Below are 15074 nucleotides of genomic sequence, written 5' to 3'. Positions count from 1 at the left end.
ATGGTGTAACAAATAACACTCTTTCTATGCATCTAGGTTATACCATTGTCGCTTGACTATGGTAATGCCCCTTTGGGGCCTGGATAAGATCAGCCATTTGGGCCGTCACTTTGGATGTATTAGCTTTCCCTGTCTGGGTTCTGGCAGTCCCAGATTCCTAGCACCGAGTAAGCCGGAAAATTCTTCGGTGACCGGGATGTTTGGACGGCGAAAGTGGAATCTTGTTAACAAAATTTCCCACAACCCCCATGTTAGAAAGTTTAAGTCGAATTATCTGGCTAGTACCTTGCTACGCTCTTTTGGGTGCCCTGTTAGCGGTCCCCTGGTCACCGGGCTTAACTCGACAAACGGGGCCAAGGCCGGCAGGCTATATAAGCACATTAATGACTTTTGTTGCATTTTTGCATAGTCTGTTGGTGCTTATACATATTTGGCAGCAACCCGCCATCGATCTTTCCTTCCCCTGGCTACATGCCGCTGACTTAGAAATTAACTTTGATTTAAAAATATCCACTGTTAACATCGCCGCCCTGGTTTTGATTACTGGGTTAAATTTGGGGGCACAGATTTATGCCATCGGATATCTAGAAAGGGATTGGGGCTGGGCCAGATTTTTTTCCCTAATGGCTCTGTTTGAGGCGGGATTATGCACTTTAGTGTTGTGTAACTCCCTGTTTTTCAGCTACGTTGTCCTGGAAATTTTAACCCTAGGTACTTATCTTCTCATTGGCTATTGGTTCAATCAATCCCTAGTGGTGACCGGGGCTAGGGATGCGTTTTTAACTAAACGGGTTGGAGATTTAATTTTGTTAATGGGGGTAGTTGCCCTCCTGCCTTTGGCTGGAAGTTGGAATTATGATGATTTGGCCCAATGGGCTGCTAGTGCAGACTTAAATCCCACCGCTGCCACCCTGCTTTGTTTGGCCTTAATTGCTGGACCTTTGGCTAAATGCGCTCAATTTCCTCTCCATCTCTGGTTGGATGAAGCCATGGAAGGTCCAATTCCCGCCACTATTCTAAGGAATACATTGGTGGTTGCAACGGGAGCGTGGGTTTTGGTAAAGGTACAACCGATTCTGGCCCTTTCTCCTGTGGCTTTGACTGTCATGATTGCTATCGGTTCCGTAACGGCGATCGGTGCTTCTTTAATTGCGATCGCCCAAATAGATATTAAGCGCTTCCTTTCCTATGTAGTTAGTGCTTACATGGGCCTAGTGTTTATTGCCGTGGGTACTGGTCAAGGGGAAACAGCTCTACAACTGATTTTTACTTACACCTTTGCCATGGCAATTCTGGTGATGTGTGTGTGGGGCATTATTCTCAACAATGTGACCCAGGATTTGACCCAATACGGTGGTCTTTGGAGCCGTCGTCCAATTTCTGGTTTGAGTTATCTGGTAGGGGTTGCATCCCTTATTGCCCTACCTCCCTTTGGGACTTTTTGGGCTTGGCTAAAACTGGCAGAAAATCTATCAGCTACATCCCCTTTGCTAGTCGGGGTATTACTAGTGGTGAACCTGCTCACTGCTTTCAATGTAACCCGTGGATTTTGTTTGATTTTTGGTGGTGAAGCTAAGCCGATGACCGTCCGATCGCCAGAGGGATTGTGGGCATTGGTGTTGCCCATGGTTGTGACAGTAGGTTTTGCTCTACATCTGTCCCTAATCCTAAAGCAAGGAAATTTATTACCTGATTTTGCCGACATTAATTGGGGCTTAAGCTCAGTCCTCATTGCGTCTAGCTTACTGGGTGTGGGAAGCTCAGCCTTTATTTACCTCAATCCTAAAATCACTAAACCAATTGACTTACCTTTGCCTGTAGTACAAAACTTTTTTGCCTATGACTTGTATACAGATAAGTTCTACAAACTCACTATTGTCGCCGTCATTGATTCAATTTCTCGCTTAATTAACTGGTTTGATAAAACCTTTGTGGACGGAGTGATTAATTTAATTGGGATTGTAACAATTTTTAGTGGTCAGAGTTTGAAATATAACGTTTCTGGTCAGACGCAATTTTACGTTCTTTCCATTGTCCTAGGCCTGACTTTAATTGGCGCCTTTCTTAGCTATTCTTTGCTTGGCCAAGCATTTTAAGCCCAAGACCAGGAAAATCAACTGCAAGCCAAGGCCAATGAATGCAATCTGTTCAAATTTGATTTTCCATTGGCAAGATTTACCTTCATCCAACTGACTTATCACCTCTTTTTGCCATGCTTAGCCTGCTCTTAATCCTGCCAGTTATCGGAGCTTTGATTATTGGCTTTTTTCCGGGCAACATACCAGCCAAACAACTTAGACAAATCACCGAAGTATTCGCTGTTTTGACCCTGGTGTGGTCATTGCTAGTGTTGTTTAAATTTGATGTTACAGACCCCCAGTTTCAATTCCAGGAGTATTTGCCTTGGATTCCCCAGCTTGGTTTGAACTATAGCCTTGCCATTGATGGATTATCTCTGCCCCTCGTAATTCTTAATAACCTGTTGACAGGGGTGGCGATTTATAGCATTGGGCCTAACGTGAACAGATCAAGACTTTACTATGGGTTGATCTTGCTAATTAATGCCGGTATTTCCGGTGCCCTATTAGCCCAAAATCTACTTCTATTCATCGTCTTCTACGAACTAGAATTAATTCCCTTCTACTTAATGATTGCCATTTGGGGTGGGGAAAAACGGGGTTATGCCTCCATGAAGTTTCTGCTCTACACTGCCTTTTCTGGTTTGTTGGTGTTAGCAGCCTTTCTCGGCATGAGTTTACTAAGTGGTAGCCATTCCTTTGATTACAATCCAGAAATTACCCAGACCTTTACCGAGTCAGCCCAAACCATTCTGTTGATTCTGATTTTGTTGGGTTTTGGCATCAAGATTCCCCTGGTTCCCCTACACACTTGGTTACCCGATGCCTACACGGAAGCTTCCCCAGCCACGGCCATTCTATTGGGAGGCATTTTGGCCAAACTAGGAACCTACGGTATTATCCGCTTTGGTCTGCAACTATTTCCCCAAACCTGGGCCCAGTTTGCCCCGGTGTTAGCTATTATTGGTACAGTTACTGTACTATACGGAGCCCTCTCGGCGATCGCCCAAAAAGATATCAAACGGATGGTGGCCTATAGCTCCATTGGCCACATGGGATACATCCTAGTGGCCGCCGCCGCCGGTACCGAGCTGAGTGTTTTAGGGGCAGTGGCCCAAATGGTTAGCCACGGTCTAATTCTGGCTCTGCTGTTCCATCTGGTGGGCATCGTCGAACGGAAAGCTGGCACCCGCGACCTGGATGTATTGAATGGTTTGATGAATCCCATTCGGGGTTTGCCCCTAACCAGTGCCCTATTAATTACCGGGGGCATGGCCAGCGCTGGCATTCCTGGTTTGGTGGGTTTTGCAGCGGAGTTCATCGTTTTCCAAGGTAGTTTTCCCACTTTTCCCATTCCGACTCTACTTTGCATTCTGGCTTCCGGTCTAACAGCAGTTTATTTTGTCATTCTTTTAAACCGCACCTGCTTTGGCAAACTCGATAATCAAAGAGCCTACTATCCGAAAGTATTAGCCTCGGAAATGATCCCAGCCCTGGTACTGACCGCCATTATTTTCTTCCTCGGTGTTCAGCCCAACTACTTAGTACATTGGACACAAACCACCACCAATGAAATGATTGCCCAGTTACCCCATGAAACCTCCGCCATTGAGCAATTAGCCCAAGGGGTGACCTTGCCATAACTCTAACGCCGTTGCCATTGTCCATTGCATTTAGTGCAGTTTATTTTTCCCGGTGAATCTTAAATGACTACCCTGACCCCAAAAGCTACCTTACCCCCCTCCACCCATCCTTTTGCCGACGTTATCCATCGCCTCGAAGCCGGTGGCTCCATGTTGCCGGACACTCCGGAAAACTTGATGCAGATCATAGGTATTTACAAAGCCTATGCTGTGCCCATGGATTTTTACTGGCGGGATCTGCTCTACATTGCGGAACGGGTATTTCTCAATCCCTTGCGTTTCTTTAAATATTTTCTGCCCCAGGAATATTTAGATCTTGCCAACCACTATGCTGGCGAAACTGCTGATCTGAGAATCTGGCGGGGAGAGGCTTCTGCCCACCCTGAGTTGCTGGAGTTTATGGAAAAAGGCAACACCACCAAAATGCCTAAACTGTTCCATCACCTCTGGCATGACCGCATCAACATGGAGTTTGCAGAGGCATGCATGCAAGCAATGCTATGGCATGGCCGGGACATGGGCATGGGTAAATTTGATACCTACCTAGATAGTGACGAATATAAAGCCAACGCAGATAAAGCGATTCGAGCTTACTTTAAGGGCAATCCCCCGATGTTGGCGTTATATAAACTTTTCCCTGATTTATTTTTAGAACAGGTCAGAGAACTATCCTACTACTCAAATTTGGGGCTTTTTTGGGAAGTAATGGCCCCCGTATTTTTTGAAATGTCCGACATTTACGATGAGGGCGGTTTTAAAGGAGTTCCTGATGCCATGAACTTCTTAGTTAACGGTATTTTTGCCATTGCTGGCCGCCCCATTTATCACCATGTTTATATTGATGGCGAATGTTTAGAAATTATTCCCAAATCTAAGGGTTTTACCTGGCTTTATGAAGCGGCACTACCCTATGTGGAAGCTGTTTTTTACCGCACTGCACCATTCCGGGGGACCAAATCCTATAATGCCCAGGCCAAACAGGTGCCGGAAGAACAAAAGGATTTTCACTATGGTATTTTGTATGCCGATGTATTCCCCGTTGGTACTGCGGGCATTCCCCCCACGCTGTTGATGGATGATATGTTGCACTTTTTGCCACCATATTTAATCGAGTATTATCAAAAACATTGCCGGGGTGAGGACGATATGTTGGTGCAGTTGGGGATCACTTTCCAGCGCTCAATGTACAATGTTACCTCAGCAGTCATCCAGGCTTTGCGGACGGCATTGTTATATCCCCTAGATGATCCGAACCCCCGGCATTTGGCTAAGAATCGGCAATTTTTTGAAGCTCAAATAGACCGATTTCTTCGTCCTGAAGCCCGCTTGAAAGATATTCAAAGCGATAGTTATCGTTAATTTGATAGCTGGTCTAGTCAAAATGGTGACGAACATTTAGATTAAGATGAATTGTCTATAAATCCTTTGTCATTGCCGTCGTCTTAAACTTAGCCCGACTAGTCATAACGATTACTAGAATCAGTTTTTTGACAGCTTCCCTTCCGTTTGACTGACTAATTCAATTAAATCCATGCCTAACATTGTTGAAATTGCGGTGTCTGACGAGCGATTCTCCACCTTGGTGACCGCTGTCACTGCGGCCAATTTGGTTGACGTGTTGCAAAGCCCTGGGCCCTTTACGGTTTTCGCTCCCACGGATACGGCCTTTGCCAAACTCCCCCCCGGTACCATTACCACCCTGGTACAAAATATTCCCCAATTGGCTCGGATTTTAACCTACCACGTGGTTGCCGGGAAGTTTACCCAAGCTGATTTATGTCGCCTATCAACTGTTGATTCAGTAGAGGGCTCCCCGATCGCCATCGACTGTACGGAGGGGTTTGAAGTGAAAAATGCCACGGTAATCATCCCCGATATCGAAGCGGACAACGGCATTATCCATGTGATTGACAACGTGATTTTAATGGGATAGGCATGGTGTGCGACCTGTTCAAAACCTTTAGCCCAGGGGAGGATACCTTGGTATTCCAACTGCGGAGCTAATGGACTAGGATGGAAAATAGTGATCCCAGCGGTAATGCTGTTGGTAGGAGCCATCTGTGAACAACTTTTCCCCCAAATTTGTTACCGTCAACCAATCAGGCCTGGGCTGTGGCTTGACTGTCCTTGCCGTGGCCATGCTCCTCAGTGCCATTGGTCTGAAATGGGTTGTCAATGGCATTGCTCTGTTGATTTTGCTATTGTTTCTGGCACCAACGGTGGGCTTTTTGGTATTCCGCTGGTGGCTGAAGAGAAAATTGGTGGATGGGGAGTGTCCCGTTTGTCAGTATCACTTCACTGGTTTTGACGGTCAGCCATGCCGATGCCCCAGTTGCGGGGAAGAGTTGGAAGTGAGCAATGGACAATTTACCCGCCCCACTCCCCCTGGAACTATTGACGTACAAGCGGTGGATGTATCAGTTAAAGCACTAGATGAGTCCTGAGTGTTGCCCTAATGTATTCCAGCAAAATTTTCACTGTCGTTCCGATAGCCAATGGGCGATCGCCGGGGGCAGATCCCGTTGTACTTTACCACTGACATACATGCCAATATGACCCACGGGGAAAGATTGGACGGTGTAGTCACAGTTTTCCGGCAAATAGTCCCCCAAAGCTAGGGAAGAAGCAGGGGCCACCAAGTGGTCTTTTTCCGCATATAAATTCAATATGGGCATGGTCAAATTATGCAGATCCACCAGGCGATCGCCAATCATCACTTCCCCTTTGATCAATTTATTTTGTTGATAAAAATCCTTGAGGAATTGACGGTAAGTTTCCCCCGCTTGATCGGGACTATCAAAAATCCATTTTTCCATGCGTAGAAAGTTTAACAATTTCGCTTCATCCCCCATAATATCGGGCACATCAAGATACTTTTGGTAACCTAATTGCAGGGGTTTAAGCATGAGAAATTCTAGGTTAAGATAATCCCCTGGAATATTGCCCATGGCATCCACCATTAAGTCAATATCTACTGCTTCGGCTCCCAAGGTACAGCCTCCCCGGGCGTTCAATAAAGTACCGGGTTGTTCAAAGTCCACCGGAGCCACCATCACCACCAAATTTTTAACCTTATCCGGGAATAGAGAAGCGTAACACAGGCTAAATGTGCCCCCCTGACAAACTCCTAACAACGTAATTTTTTCTTGCTGGGAGCGTTGACAAATAATATCGACACAGTTGTTCAAATATCCAGACAAATAATCTTCTAGGGTCAACCAACGATCGCCCCGGGAGGGATAACCCCAATCAATTAAATACACGTCCAAACCCAGTTTGAGGAGGTTGGCCACCAGGGAGCGTCCTTCCTGCAAATCCACCATGTAGGGGCGATTTACCAGGGCGTAAACAATTAAAACCGGGATAGGTAAGGGATTTTCCACCACCGGTTGGAAACGGTAAAGAATAACCTTATCTTCCTGGTAAACTGCTTCTTTGGGGGTAAAGCCCACCTGGATGTCATCTTCATTCAAACCCTGCAAATTTTCCAAGCCAGAGAGAAATTTTTCAGTAAAATCTAGGGTTTCATGGAGATTTTCTTCTAACCCCACCTGAGCAAAAAAAGGCAACATAATTTTTAACCAATGAACGATAAAAAATAGTAAAAACATTGATGGTGAATTAACTATCCATCGGATCTGAACAAAAATGTCCAGAATCCAAAAGCTCGAAATGCAATGGGACTAAATCCAATAAAGTAACTTTTAGCCTGGGTTTGCTTCTGTTTCTCCCAATCGTTTTTTCAAACTTTTAACTTCTTTCCGCAACTGATAAATGGTTTGATGAATTTCATCCACCTCTGAGCGGGTAGGGAGGTTCAGCATTTTTAACCATGCTTCTAGAATCTCCTGTTGCTGAATGCGATAACGATTCAAGGCATTGATGAATTTGCCCCGTACTTTCAGATTTTTTTCCTCACAAAAAGCTTCTTCAAACACTTGGTCAGCGGCGATCGCCCACCGTTGTTGAAATTCCTTCCAGGTTTTAACGGGTTTATCTTCCTTAGCCCGGGCCAGTAAATCTTCCATCAAAGCAGCAAAGCCCCGGTATTGAATATCTGCTTCCAGTAATTGATAGTCTGCCATGGCCTGGGATAACTTAACCCAATCGTCAAAGGCCCGCAATAATTTGCCATTCATTTCCCGACTGGGCCCCAGCAAAGGCGATCGCATAAAACTGCTCAGGTTTTTGTTGTAGAGGGCATCGCCGTAGAGATTATTTAAATCTAACCAAGCATGGATGTCCCCGGTGGGTAATTTGCCCAGGGGGGCGACGCTACTCTGCCAGGTGGAGAGCCAGAGTTGGGAAAATCTTTGTACTTCCTTGATGTAACACTGCCATAAACCATCCATGTCCCCTTGGAGAGCTTGGGTGGTGGCGGTATATTGCTCAATTTGGGTTTGTAGCTGTTTTAGGTAGCCCTGCACTGCCCCTGGCGCCGAACCATTATCCAATTTAGGCCACAGGCTTTGCCAAGCTTCAAAAGAAAGCTTAAGTAACTCTCCATAAAACTGCTGGGATTGGAGGAACTGTTGGGGCAAAGACTCAAAGGACTGGGGAGCCGAGCCCATCATGGCGCCGGCCCCGCCCTTGGCCATGAGGTCAAACCAATTCTTCCAAGCCTGGCTACTGGACTCCAGCCAAAACTGACTGAGGGGAGTCATGAGTTCTGTCCAGGTTTTATTTGTCGATTCCATGGTCAAAATCCACCTTACTACTGGCCGCTACCTGAATTATGGCTCAGCTTTTTGGGGTGGCAAGTGTTGCTCTGGAAGATTTGTCATGGGAAGGGAGAATTCCAGCCGAATCTAACCTTGGCCGCCGAACTGCCGCTGATAAACTTCGTCTTCTTTTTCGGTGATAATTTTCAAATCTGAGCGGGGATAGGCTACACAAAGTAGAGCATATCCCTCAGCCTGTAGTTCCGCTGAAACTCCCATGCCGTCAGCCTGCTCCGCTGTGCCTTCGGTGATTAACGCCGCACAGGTAGTGCAAACCCCAGCGCCACAGGAAGTAGGTAGTTGTATCCCCTCATCATCCGCCGCTTGGAGCACCGTTTTATCCTCGGGAACGGAGATGGTATAGGTCTGACCCTGGTGTTGGATTTCGGCGGTGTAGGTGTTAACCATGGCAAAGCGGTAATAATAAAAGAATTAATGGGATTTTTGGCCAATGAACACTCTAGCAAGTTTTGGATAGGCTGTTAACCAACCTGAGGAGTATCAACCTGGCCACCATTGTCGCCACGGTAGCGGGTCAGAAAAATAATTTTTCCTTGGCGATCGCCTGGGGGAAGACCGAATCTGGGCCATGACGAACCCAGGTTAAAATCAGGGCATAATCTGCGTAACTCTTTTTAAATCAACAAGGAATTTTCTATGGCATCTAACAGTACGGCAGACGGGAAAGATCGTTTTTTCAGTGCTTTGATTTATGTGATTCCCCTCATTGATGCATTCATGTTTGGGGGATTTTTATTACAACAATTTCCTGTTTTACAGATAATTTACTTGCCCATTATGCCCCTGTTGCAATTCTATTATCAGTTTCCCTTTGCCTCTTTTATCATCTTTATTGTGCTGTTTATGGCAGTGGTGAGAAACAACAATATCTCCCACTTTATCCGCTTCAATGCTATGCAAGCCATCCTAATTGGCATTCTCCTATCCTTGTTTGGCTTAATCGTTGCCTACGTGATCCAGCCAGTGTTTGGCCAGGGACTAGTTACCGAAACCCTCTACAATTTTGCTTTCCTTGGGGCCTTAGCCTGTGGATTTTTCGGCATTGTTCAATCAGTGCTGGGACGCTACGCAGAAATTCCCACCATTTCCGACGCGGCCTATTCCCAAGTGCGCTTTTAATTACCCACGTTGATGGACCCTGCCTCTGACCAAGTTGATTAACTGGAGCTATTTTTCCTGACCATGTCTGATAGTCGTTTAAATCTGGTGGCGATCGCCATTTTCCTAATGATGATGTCTGCCCTGGTGGGGCCGATAGTGCACCTTTCTCCGGCTATTCCAGCAGCGGCGACCTTAGGGATTTTGGGCATAATCACAGCGGATCAAATTAGTTGGCAGGGCAAGGGGACAGACTTTTTTGTCGGTCTCTTCCAAACCAAAGCGGAAAAAGAGAGAATTTTGTGCCATGAAGCAGGGCATTTTCTGGTGGCCCATTGCCTACAAATTCCCATTACTAACTACAGTCTTAGTCCCTGGGAAGTTCTGCGCCAGGGAGCCGGGGGAATGGCGGGCATCCAATTTGATACGACCAATCTAGAAAATCAGTGTCGGGATTGGCACCTCCGCCCCCAAGCTCTGGAACGTTGGGCTACGGTTTGGATGGCGGGCATTGCCGCAGAAAAAATTATCTATGGTGAATCCCAGGGAGGAAACGGCGATCGCCAACAGCTACGCCAAGCTTTTCGTCGGGCAGGACTGCCAGAAATTAAACTACAGCAAAAGGAAAGTTGGGCTTTTCTCCAAGCTAAAAACCTGCTGGAACAACACCGCCAAGCCCATGGTCAGTTGCAACAAGCCCTGGCCCAACGGCGATCGGTAGAAGAATGTCGCCATCTTCTCGCCCAACATCTAGGAGAGCCTGCTGTTGGTTCCAATTGACTGTTTTAGTTAAACCAAATAAGTTGAAGTGAACTTTTTGAACGGCCATCGTCCACTTACATCCGGGGAGCGATTTCAGGAGATACCATTGGGGCAATCATCTCTAGACTATGGTGTTGGTGTCGGCCTGTTATCATACTATTGTTGGCAGTCAGCACAATCGTTGAAAATAGTTTAAGTGCTTTTGTCTTTTTCCTCCGACACCACTGGCTGCATTAGCCTTGGTCAGCAAGAATTCTTTCCCTAACACTCGCTAACTATCATGAAATTTAACACGGAATGCTTACCCGATGTTATCAACAAAATTGAGAGTGACCGCGAAAGAATTAGACTAAAGAAAATTATTTACGGTCTGACCAACAAAGTTTGGGAAAACGATCCGAAGGTTGTGGGCAGTTGCTCCACTTACACACTACTAGTGAACTTAGTTAAAGTCCAACCAGAGATCAAACGTTTGGTGTCGGACATGTATAACCTGATTGAAAGCCTGAATCGAAAGGAAGCCTATGTGCCGATCGCCAAAAACTTGCTAGATATTATCGCTCCCATTTATGGCATTACCTCCGATAGCATCAGCCAATCATTGTTAGAAAACCTATTAGACGAAAAAGAAGAAGAACAAAAACGTCAGCGGAAAACCTGTCTTAACTTACTGGAAGTAGTAGTCAAGGATGAAATTTATAACGAACTGCAAAAACTACCCGTCAACGTCGCCAAATTTGTCAGCATTGCCGAGGTGGCTAGCTATACACTAAATCGCTTGCCCCCCATGTATGTGGCCAGTGAAGAAGGAAAAGCATTTCAGATGCAACGAGTTGAACAGATGCGAGGGGAGATTCGCACCGCTGTGCTAAGGGGAATTGGCGCAATTATGCGGGACCCTCTAAAAAAATCCACCCCTCTAAATATCGATGAAATAGACTCCTTTAGTACAGCCCATTCCATTCTGATAGAACTAGAAGAATTTGCCCGTAACATTGGCGTTGCCCAAGACAAAGTTAGCCTAGATGAACTTTCTAGCAAAATTCGGCGGGGGGTGAGGGACTACCATGCCGCTTTATTAGACCTAGAACAAGTGCTCGACGTTTATGGCATTGCCTATGAAAAAATAACCGCTAAAAACTTAGCCTCTGTAGTGCGCAAAATTTTGCGACAAATCGAAAAAAATCAACGGGATGGGCGGCATACAACTCACACAGATAATGATGCAACCTACTTACAAAGACGTCGGCAGGAGTCCCTAGATGCCCAACAAACTTCTATTATAGAATTTACCGACAATGATCAAGATAATGGTGATGAAACCTTTGCTGATTCCATTCGTGACTGGTACAGTTTTTAGCTGATTAAAAATCTATTTGAAAGTCTTGTCATTATTGATTTTCCTGGCAGCTTTTTCAAGCCGTCACCACCGGCTCGCTTAGTTCAAAGGATTTATCAAAATTCCGCCTTAGCCAAGTTAAGCAAGTTTGATTAAACTTATTTGGGCACTCGTCATGTAAACAGTGGCCGACTCCAGGCCAAAGTTGAAATTCAATTTTTTTGTTCAACAGGGCAAATTGCTGGCCATATCGACAGGGGATAAACCGATCGCCATCTCCCCAAAGCAACAATATGGGTAAATCCAGGGTAGGCAATAACTCCTTCACCGACGGCGCAAAGTGGGACTGACGCACAGAGCTAAACAATTGCCGAAAGGCAACCTCTGCCCCCAAATCCTGGGGAGGAGAACAAATAATTTGCACCAATTCCTCTTCAAACTGGTCTAGATCAAGCTGTTCCTGCCGCAAACCATAGGCCAAACCGGCCCAACGCTTGATAATCGGGGGACGACGAACAAACTTGAATAGGCCATTGAGTAACCAAGGAGGGGAAAAAGCGCTTTCCACCTTTTCAATCCAAGGTCTTAAAAAACGAGGGGCGGCCTGCTGACGAAGAGAAACGTCCGGCAAACTTGCCATAATTAATCCGGCCACTAGGGTTGGACTTTCTGCTGCCATAGTTAACGCCACCAGGGAACCAATGGAATTTCCCACTAACACGGTGGGACAGCCAATTATTTCCCGACAGAAATCCCGCACCTGGTCTGCCCAGGAGTAAGCACTGTAACGTTCGTCAGCTTTGCGGGAACCACCAAAACCAAGCAAATCAATGGCGTAAACGCTGGTGTGTTGAGCAAAAAACGACATGTTGTAACGCCAATGCTCGATCGCCGCCCCAAAACCATGGATAAGCAACAGGGGAGGTAAACCAGTGGGCTCAATAGGGTGACGAAAACTATACCGAATTTGCCAACCCCGCCAACTCCATTCCCGCTGACAACCAATGCGTTCATCCCATCGTTTTATTCCTTGCCTATCCTGGGATTGGGTGGTCAGAATATCACCGGTCAATTGTTTTCACCATCGTAATTGAGCTTGAAATGGATAGGAGCGCAAAAATCATCAATGCCTTGCTCCAAAACATAGGCCACCACCAGGGGCGCTAACAGGGGATGACAGACTTTGCGTTCGCTAAGGTGATTGACCACTGTACTGATGTTATTGTCTTTTAATGCCGCCGGAAAACCCCCCTCACAAATGGCTACTCGGCATCTTTTGGCCAAACCCTCTAGCCAATCATTGCGATCGGGCTGTTGCCCCACTTGGATGCCCAGGGTCAGGGCCGCATCTTCTAAATTACCTTCACAATCCTCGATGGTATCCAGCGCCTGCATTGCCTCCGGACAATGGGCAAGTTGGTCACGGTAACGGGCGATCGCCTGGGAGGTAATGGTGGTCATCGGCTTTTCAATTATGATCCAGCAAAACTGCATTCTAGCGGCCAACAGTCCGGGCGCAACAGCAAGGCAAGTGGGAAAAAAGCAACTTTTGCAAAAGAGGGTAAATCAGTTATGATGAGAAATTGTCAGTTTTTACTATGACCATGAACGCCCAAGCCATAATCAATTCCATTGAGGCAGAGTTTCTCAAAGAAGACCTGCCCACCATCCATGTCGGTGACACCATCAAGGTTGGGGTCAAGATTGTCGAAGGTGGGAAAGAACGGATCCAACCCTACGAAGGCACCGTCATTGCCAAACGCAACGGCGGCATCAGCGAAACCATTACCGTACGGAAAATTTTCCAAGGTGTTGGTGTGGAAAGGGTTTTCCTGCTCCATTCTCCCCGGGTTGCCAGCATCAAAGTGTTGCGCCGCGGTAAGGTTCGTCGGGCCAAACTTTACTATCTCCGGGATCGGGTTGGTAAAGCTACCCGCATCAAGCAGCGGTTTGACCGGGCTCTGTAGTCAGCGAAACTGTGATCTCCAACACCAATGGCGATCGCCATCGATGGGAATTGGCAGCAAATTAGGGTATGATGGTGCCAGAGTGCAGACTCCAGGGCTAACCTCAGCCCAGACTATGCGTCCTTAGTTCAGTTGGTAGAACGCAGGTCTCCAAAACCTGATGTCGGGGGTTCAAGTCCTCCAGGGCGCGTTGACCACCAATTACCTCGCCAACGATTGTTACGCAATTATTCGACTTTGCGTTCGGTGATGTTCCAGATTTTCTCATTAGTTATAACGATTTGGGAGGCAAGAAAAACCTGTGGTTAAGAAGGAAGCGGTCAGAACCGACAGTACCGAAGACAATTCCGTGGACAATGTCCAGGCCCGGAGCAACTTCATTGCAGCCACCAAAGATGAGTTGGCAAAAGTGGTTTGGCCCTCCCGTCAACAGCTAATCAGCGAATCCGTAGCCGTGATTTTGATGGTTATCTTGGTTTCGACGGTTATCTACTTCGTTGATCAAATCTTTGGCTGGATTACCAAACAACCTTTCCTTTTCGGTTAACGAACTCAGTGGAGCCAAGGGGTCGGTAAATTACTGCCCAATAAGCTTTGACTTTCTTTCGATAGCTGATGAGAAACTTCTAGTCAAGCTTCCTGTTAAGTTATCTAAGTAAAATAAGATTTTTATTTCTCAGCTACGCCCTCGATATTTTTTATTTTTTCGATCCTGTTGAAGTTTTAGAAATTCTAAATCCCCAACATTCACTCTGCCCAGTCTTGCTCAAACTTGAGCCTGGATTGCCGGCAATCCCCCCAGTCAATATTCCTCGTACATGTTGTCATGAGCTTCACTGACGATCAATCTCCGGTCGCGGAACAAAACAAAAAAACACCCTCCGAAGGCCATTGGTTTGCCGTACAGGTAGCCTCTGGCTGTGAAAAGCGGGTTAAGTTAAACCTTGAGCAGAGGATTCACACCTTGGACGTGGCTGATCGCATCCTCCAGGTGGAAATTCCCAAAACTCCCATCGTAAAAATCCGCAAAGACGGGGCAAGGGTGCAGGGGGAAGAGAAAATTTTCCCTGGCTACGTGCTCATCCGCATGATTATGGACGATGACGCTTGGCAGGTGGTAAAAAATACCCCCCACGTGATCAACTTCGTCGGCTCTGAGCAGAAGCGTCACTATGGTCGGGGGCGGGGCCACGTTTTACCCATGCCCCTCAGTCATGGGGAAGTGGAACGAATCTTCCGTCACGTGGATGAGCAGGAACCCGTGGTGAAAATCGATATGGAAATCGGTGATCACATCATGGTGCTCTCCGGCCCCTTTAAGGATTTTGAAGGGGACGTGATTGAAGTCAGTCCAGAAAGAAGTAAGCTAAAAGCCTTACTGTCCATTTTCGGTCGGGAAACCCCGGTGGAATTGGAATTTACCCAGGTGGAAAAACAGAATTAAA

Annotated in this window: 17 protein-coding genes and 1 tRNA gene; 13 read left to right on the top strand and 5 right to left on the bottom strand. The window is 46.5% G+C overall.

Going from position 1 to position 15074, the window contains the following annotated elements:
- The first annotated feature begins 248 nt into the window (after positions 1-248).
- The 5 genes from H6G46_RS13825 to H6G46_RS13805 all read left to right on the top strand — a co-directional run bounded on the left by H6G46_RS13825 (position 249) and on the right by H6G46_RS13805 (position 6165).
- The gene (locus H6G46_RS13825; RefSeq protein ID WP_190595409.1) at positions 249-2096 is read left to right on the top strand and encodes an NAD(P)H-quinone oxidoreductase subunit F; all 1848 of its coding nucleotides are present in this window, start codon (positions 249-251) and stop codon (positions 2094-2096) included.
- Between the two features lie 116 nt (positions 2097-2212).
- Complete coding sequence (locus tag H6G46_RS13820) at positions 2213-3721, top strand: NADH-quinone oxidoreductase subunit M (RefSeq protein WP_010872064.1); 1509 nt, start codon at positions 2213-2215, stop codon at positions 3719-3721.
- A gap of 63 nt (positions 3722-3784) precedes the next feature.
- The gene (locus H6G46_RS13815) at positions 3785-5080 is read left to right on the top strand and encodes a CO2 hydration protein (RefSeq protein ID WP_010872063.1); all 1296 of its coding nucleotides are present in this window, start codon (positions 3785-3787) and stop codon (positions 5078-5080) included.
- Between the two features lie 172 nt (positions 5081-5252).
- Complete coding sequence (locus tag H6G46_RS13810; protein WP_010872062.1) at positions 5253-5654, top strand: fasciclin domain-containing protein; 402 nt, start codon at positions 5253-5255, stop codon at positions 5652-5654.
- 127 nt (positions 5655-5781) lie between these two features.
- Positions 5782-6165: a hypothetical protein gene (locus H6G46_RS13805; RefSeq protein ID WP_010872061.1), complete on the top strand. Its 384-nt coding sequence runs from the start codon at positions 5782-5784 to the stop codon at positions 6163-6165.
- Positions 6166-6195: 30 nt separating this feature from the next.
- Here H6G46_RS13805 and H6G46_RS13800 read toward each other — a convergent pair whose 3' ends face one another.
- The 3 genes from H6G46_RS13800 to H6G46_RS13790 all read right to left on the bottom strand — a co-directional run bounded on the left by H6G46_RS13800 (position 6196) and on the right by H6G46_RS13790 (position 8850).
- The gene (locus tag H6G46_RS13800) at positions 6196-7293 is read right to left on the bottom strand and encodes a class III poly(R)-hydroxyalkanoic acid synthase subunit PhaC (protein WP_041425936.1); all 1098 of its coding nucleotides are present in this window, start codon (positions 7291-7293) and stop codon (positions 6196-6198) included.
- A 132-nt stretch (positions 7294-7425) separates the two neighbouring features.
- Positions 7426-8418, bottom strand: a complete 993-nt coding sequence (gene phaE / locus H6G46_RS13795; protein WP_010872059.1) for a class III poly(R)-hydroxyalkanoic acid synthase subunit PhaE — start codon at positions 8416-8418, stop codon at positions 7426-7428.
- A gap of 111 nt (positions 8419-8529) precedes the next feature.
- The gene (locus H6G46_RS13790) at positions 8530-8850 is read right to left on the bottom strand and encodes a 2Fe-2S iron-sulfur cluster-binding protein (RefSeq protein ID WP_010872058.1); all 321 of its coding nucleotides are present in this window, start codon (positions 8848-8850) and stop codon (positions 8530-8532) included.
- A 62-nt stretch (positions 8851-8912) separates the two neighbouring features.
- On the opposite strand from H6G46_RS13790, the gene H6G46_RS18680 reads away from it, so the two are divergent.
- The 4 genes from H6G46_RS18680 (at position 8913) to H6G46_RS13775 (ending at position 11683) form a co-directional block, all read left to right on the top strand.
- On the top strand, positions 8913-9035 hold the full coding sequence (locus H6G46_RS18680) for a hypothetical protein (RefSeq protein WP_255345281.1): 123 nt from the start codon (positions 8913-8915) through the stop codon (positions 9033-9035).
- Between the two features lie 64 nt (positions 9036-9099).
- Entirely contained in the window at positions 9100-9582 is a 483-nt protein-coding gene (locus H6G46_RS13785; protein ID WP_010872057.1) for a Tic20 family protein, read from the top strand.
- A gap of 63 nt (positions 9583-9645) precedes the next feature.
- On the top strand, positions 9646-10341 hold the full coding sequence (locus H6G46_RS13780; protein WP_010872056.1) for a hypothetical protein: 696 nt from the start codon (positions 9646-9648) through the stop codon (positions 10339-10341).
- 262 nt (positions 10342-10603) lie between these two features.
- Positions 10604-11683, top strand: a complete 1080-nt coding sequence (locus tag H6G46_RS13775; RefSeq protein WP_010872055.1) for a late competence development ComFB family protein — start codon at positions 10604-10606, stop codon at positions 11681-11683.
- 55 nt (positions 11684-11738) lie between these two features.
- On the opposite strand, the gene H6G46_RS13770 is transcribed toward H6G46_RS13775, so the two are convergent.
- Together H6G46_RS13770 and H6G46_RS13765 are read right to left on the bottom strand one after the other, a co-directional pair.
- Positions 11739-12734 (bottom strand): alpha/beta fold hydrolase, encoded by a 996-nt coding sequence (locus H6G46_RS13770; protein ID WP_020861560.1) that lies wholly within the window; start codon positions 12732-12734, stop codon positions 11739-11741.
- On the bottom strand, positions 12731-13123 hold the full coding sequence (locus H6G46_RS13765) for a hypothetical protein (protein WP_020861559.1): 393 nt from the start codon (positions 13121-13123) through the stop codon (positions 12731-12733). Before H6G46_RS13765 ends, H6G46_RS13770 begins: the two co-directional genes overlap by 4 nt.
- Before the next feature lie 137 nt (positions 13124-13260).
- On the opposite strand from H6G46_RS13765, the gene rplS reads away from it, so the two are divergent.
- From rplS to nusG, 4 genes are all read left to right on the top strand, one after another.
- The gene (gene rplS / locus H6G46_RS13760) at positions 13261-13629 is read left to right on the top strand and encodes a 50S ribosomal protein L19 (RefSeq protein ID WP_010872052.1); all 369 of its coding nucleotides are present in this window, start codon (positions 13261-13263) and stop codon (positions 13627-13629) included.
- Between the two features lie 117 nt (positions 13630-13746).
- Positions 13747-13819 (top strand) — tRNA-Trp (locus tag H6G46_RS13755).
- A 111-nt stretch (positions 13820-13930) separates the two neighbouring features.
- Positions 13931-14176 (top strand): preprotein translocase subunit SecE, encoded by a 246-nt coding sequence (gene secE / locus H6G46_RS13750; protein ID WP_010872051.1) that lies wholly within the window; start codon positions 13931-13933, stop codon positions 14174-14176.
- A gap of 279 nt (positions 14177-14455) precedes the next feature.
- Positions 14456-15073: a transcription termination/antitermination protein NusG gene (gene nusG / locus H6G46_RS13745; protein ID WP_010872050.1), complete on the top strand. Its 618-nt coding sequence runs from the start codon at positions 14456-14458 to the stop codon at positions 15071-15073.
- Position 15074 lies beyond the last annotated feature (1 nt).

Source organism: Synechocystis sp. FACHB-908 (assembly GCF_014698595.1).
In the GTDB taxonomy this organism is placed as follows: Bacteria; Cyanobacteriota; Cyanobacteriia; order Cyanobacteriales; family Microcystaceae; genus Synechocystis.
This window is presented reverse-complemented; position numbering and strand designations above follow the sequence as displayed.

Excerpts from the sequence above, each read along its gene's own strand:
- H6G46_RS13825 (WP_190595409.1), top strand. The coding sequence starts at position 249 with ATGTTAGAAAGTTTAAGTCGAATTATCTGGCTAGTACCTTGCTACGCT.
- H6G46_RS13820 (WP_010872064.1), top strand. The coding sequence starts at position 2,213 with ATGCTTAGCCTGCTCTTAATCCTGCCAGTTATCGGAGCTTTGATTATT.
- H6G46_RS13815 (WP_010872063.1), top strand. The coding sequence starts at position 3,785 with ATGACTACCCTGACCCCAAAAGCTACCTTACCCCCCTCCACCCATCCT.
- H6G46_RS13810 (WP_010872062.1), top strand. The coding sequence starts at position 5,253 with ATGCCTAACATTGTTGAAATTGCGGTGTCTGACGAGCGATTCTCCACC.
- H6G46_RS13800 (WP_041425936.1), bottom strand. The coding sequence starts at position 7,293 with ATGTTGCCTTTTTTTGCTCAGGTGGGGTTAGAAGAAAATCTCCATGAA.
- phaE (WP_010872059.1), bottom strand. The coding sequence starts at position 8,418 with ATGGAATCGACAAATAAAACCTGGACAGAACTCATGACTCCCCTCAGT.
- H6G46_RS13790 (WP_010872058.1), bottom strand. The coding sequence starts at position 8,850 with ATGGTTAACACCTACACCGCCGAAATCCAACACCAGGGTCAGACCTAT.
- H6G46_RS13785 (WP_010872057.1), top strand. The coding sequence starts at position 9,100 with ATGGCATCTAACAGTACGGCAGACGGGAAAGATCGTTTTTTCAGTGCT.
- H6G46_RS13780 (WP_010872056.1), top strand. The coding sequence starts at position 9,646 with ATGTCTGATAGTCGTTTAAATCTGGTGGCGATCGCCATTTTCCTAATG.
- H6G46_RS13775 (WP_010872055.1), top strand. The coding sequence starts at position 10,604 with ATGAAATTTAACACGGAATGCTTACCCGATGTTATCAACAAAATTGAG.
- H6G46_RS13765 (WP_020861559.1), bottom strand. The coding sequence starts at position 13,123 with ATGACCACCATTACCTCCCAGGCGATCGCCCGTTACCGTGACCAACTT.
- rplS (WP_010872052.1), top strand. The coding sequence starts at position 13,261 with ATGACCATGAACGCCCAAGCCATAATCAATTCCATTGAGGCAGAGTTT.
- nusG (WP_010872050.1), top strand. The coding sequence starts at position 14,456 with ATGAGCTTCACTGACGATCAATCTCCGGTCGCGGAACAAAACAAAAAA.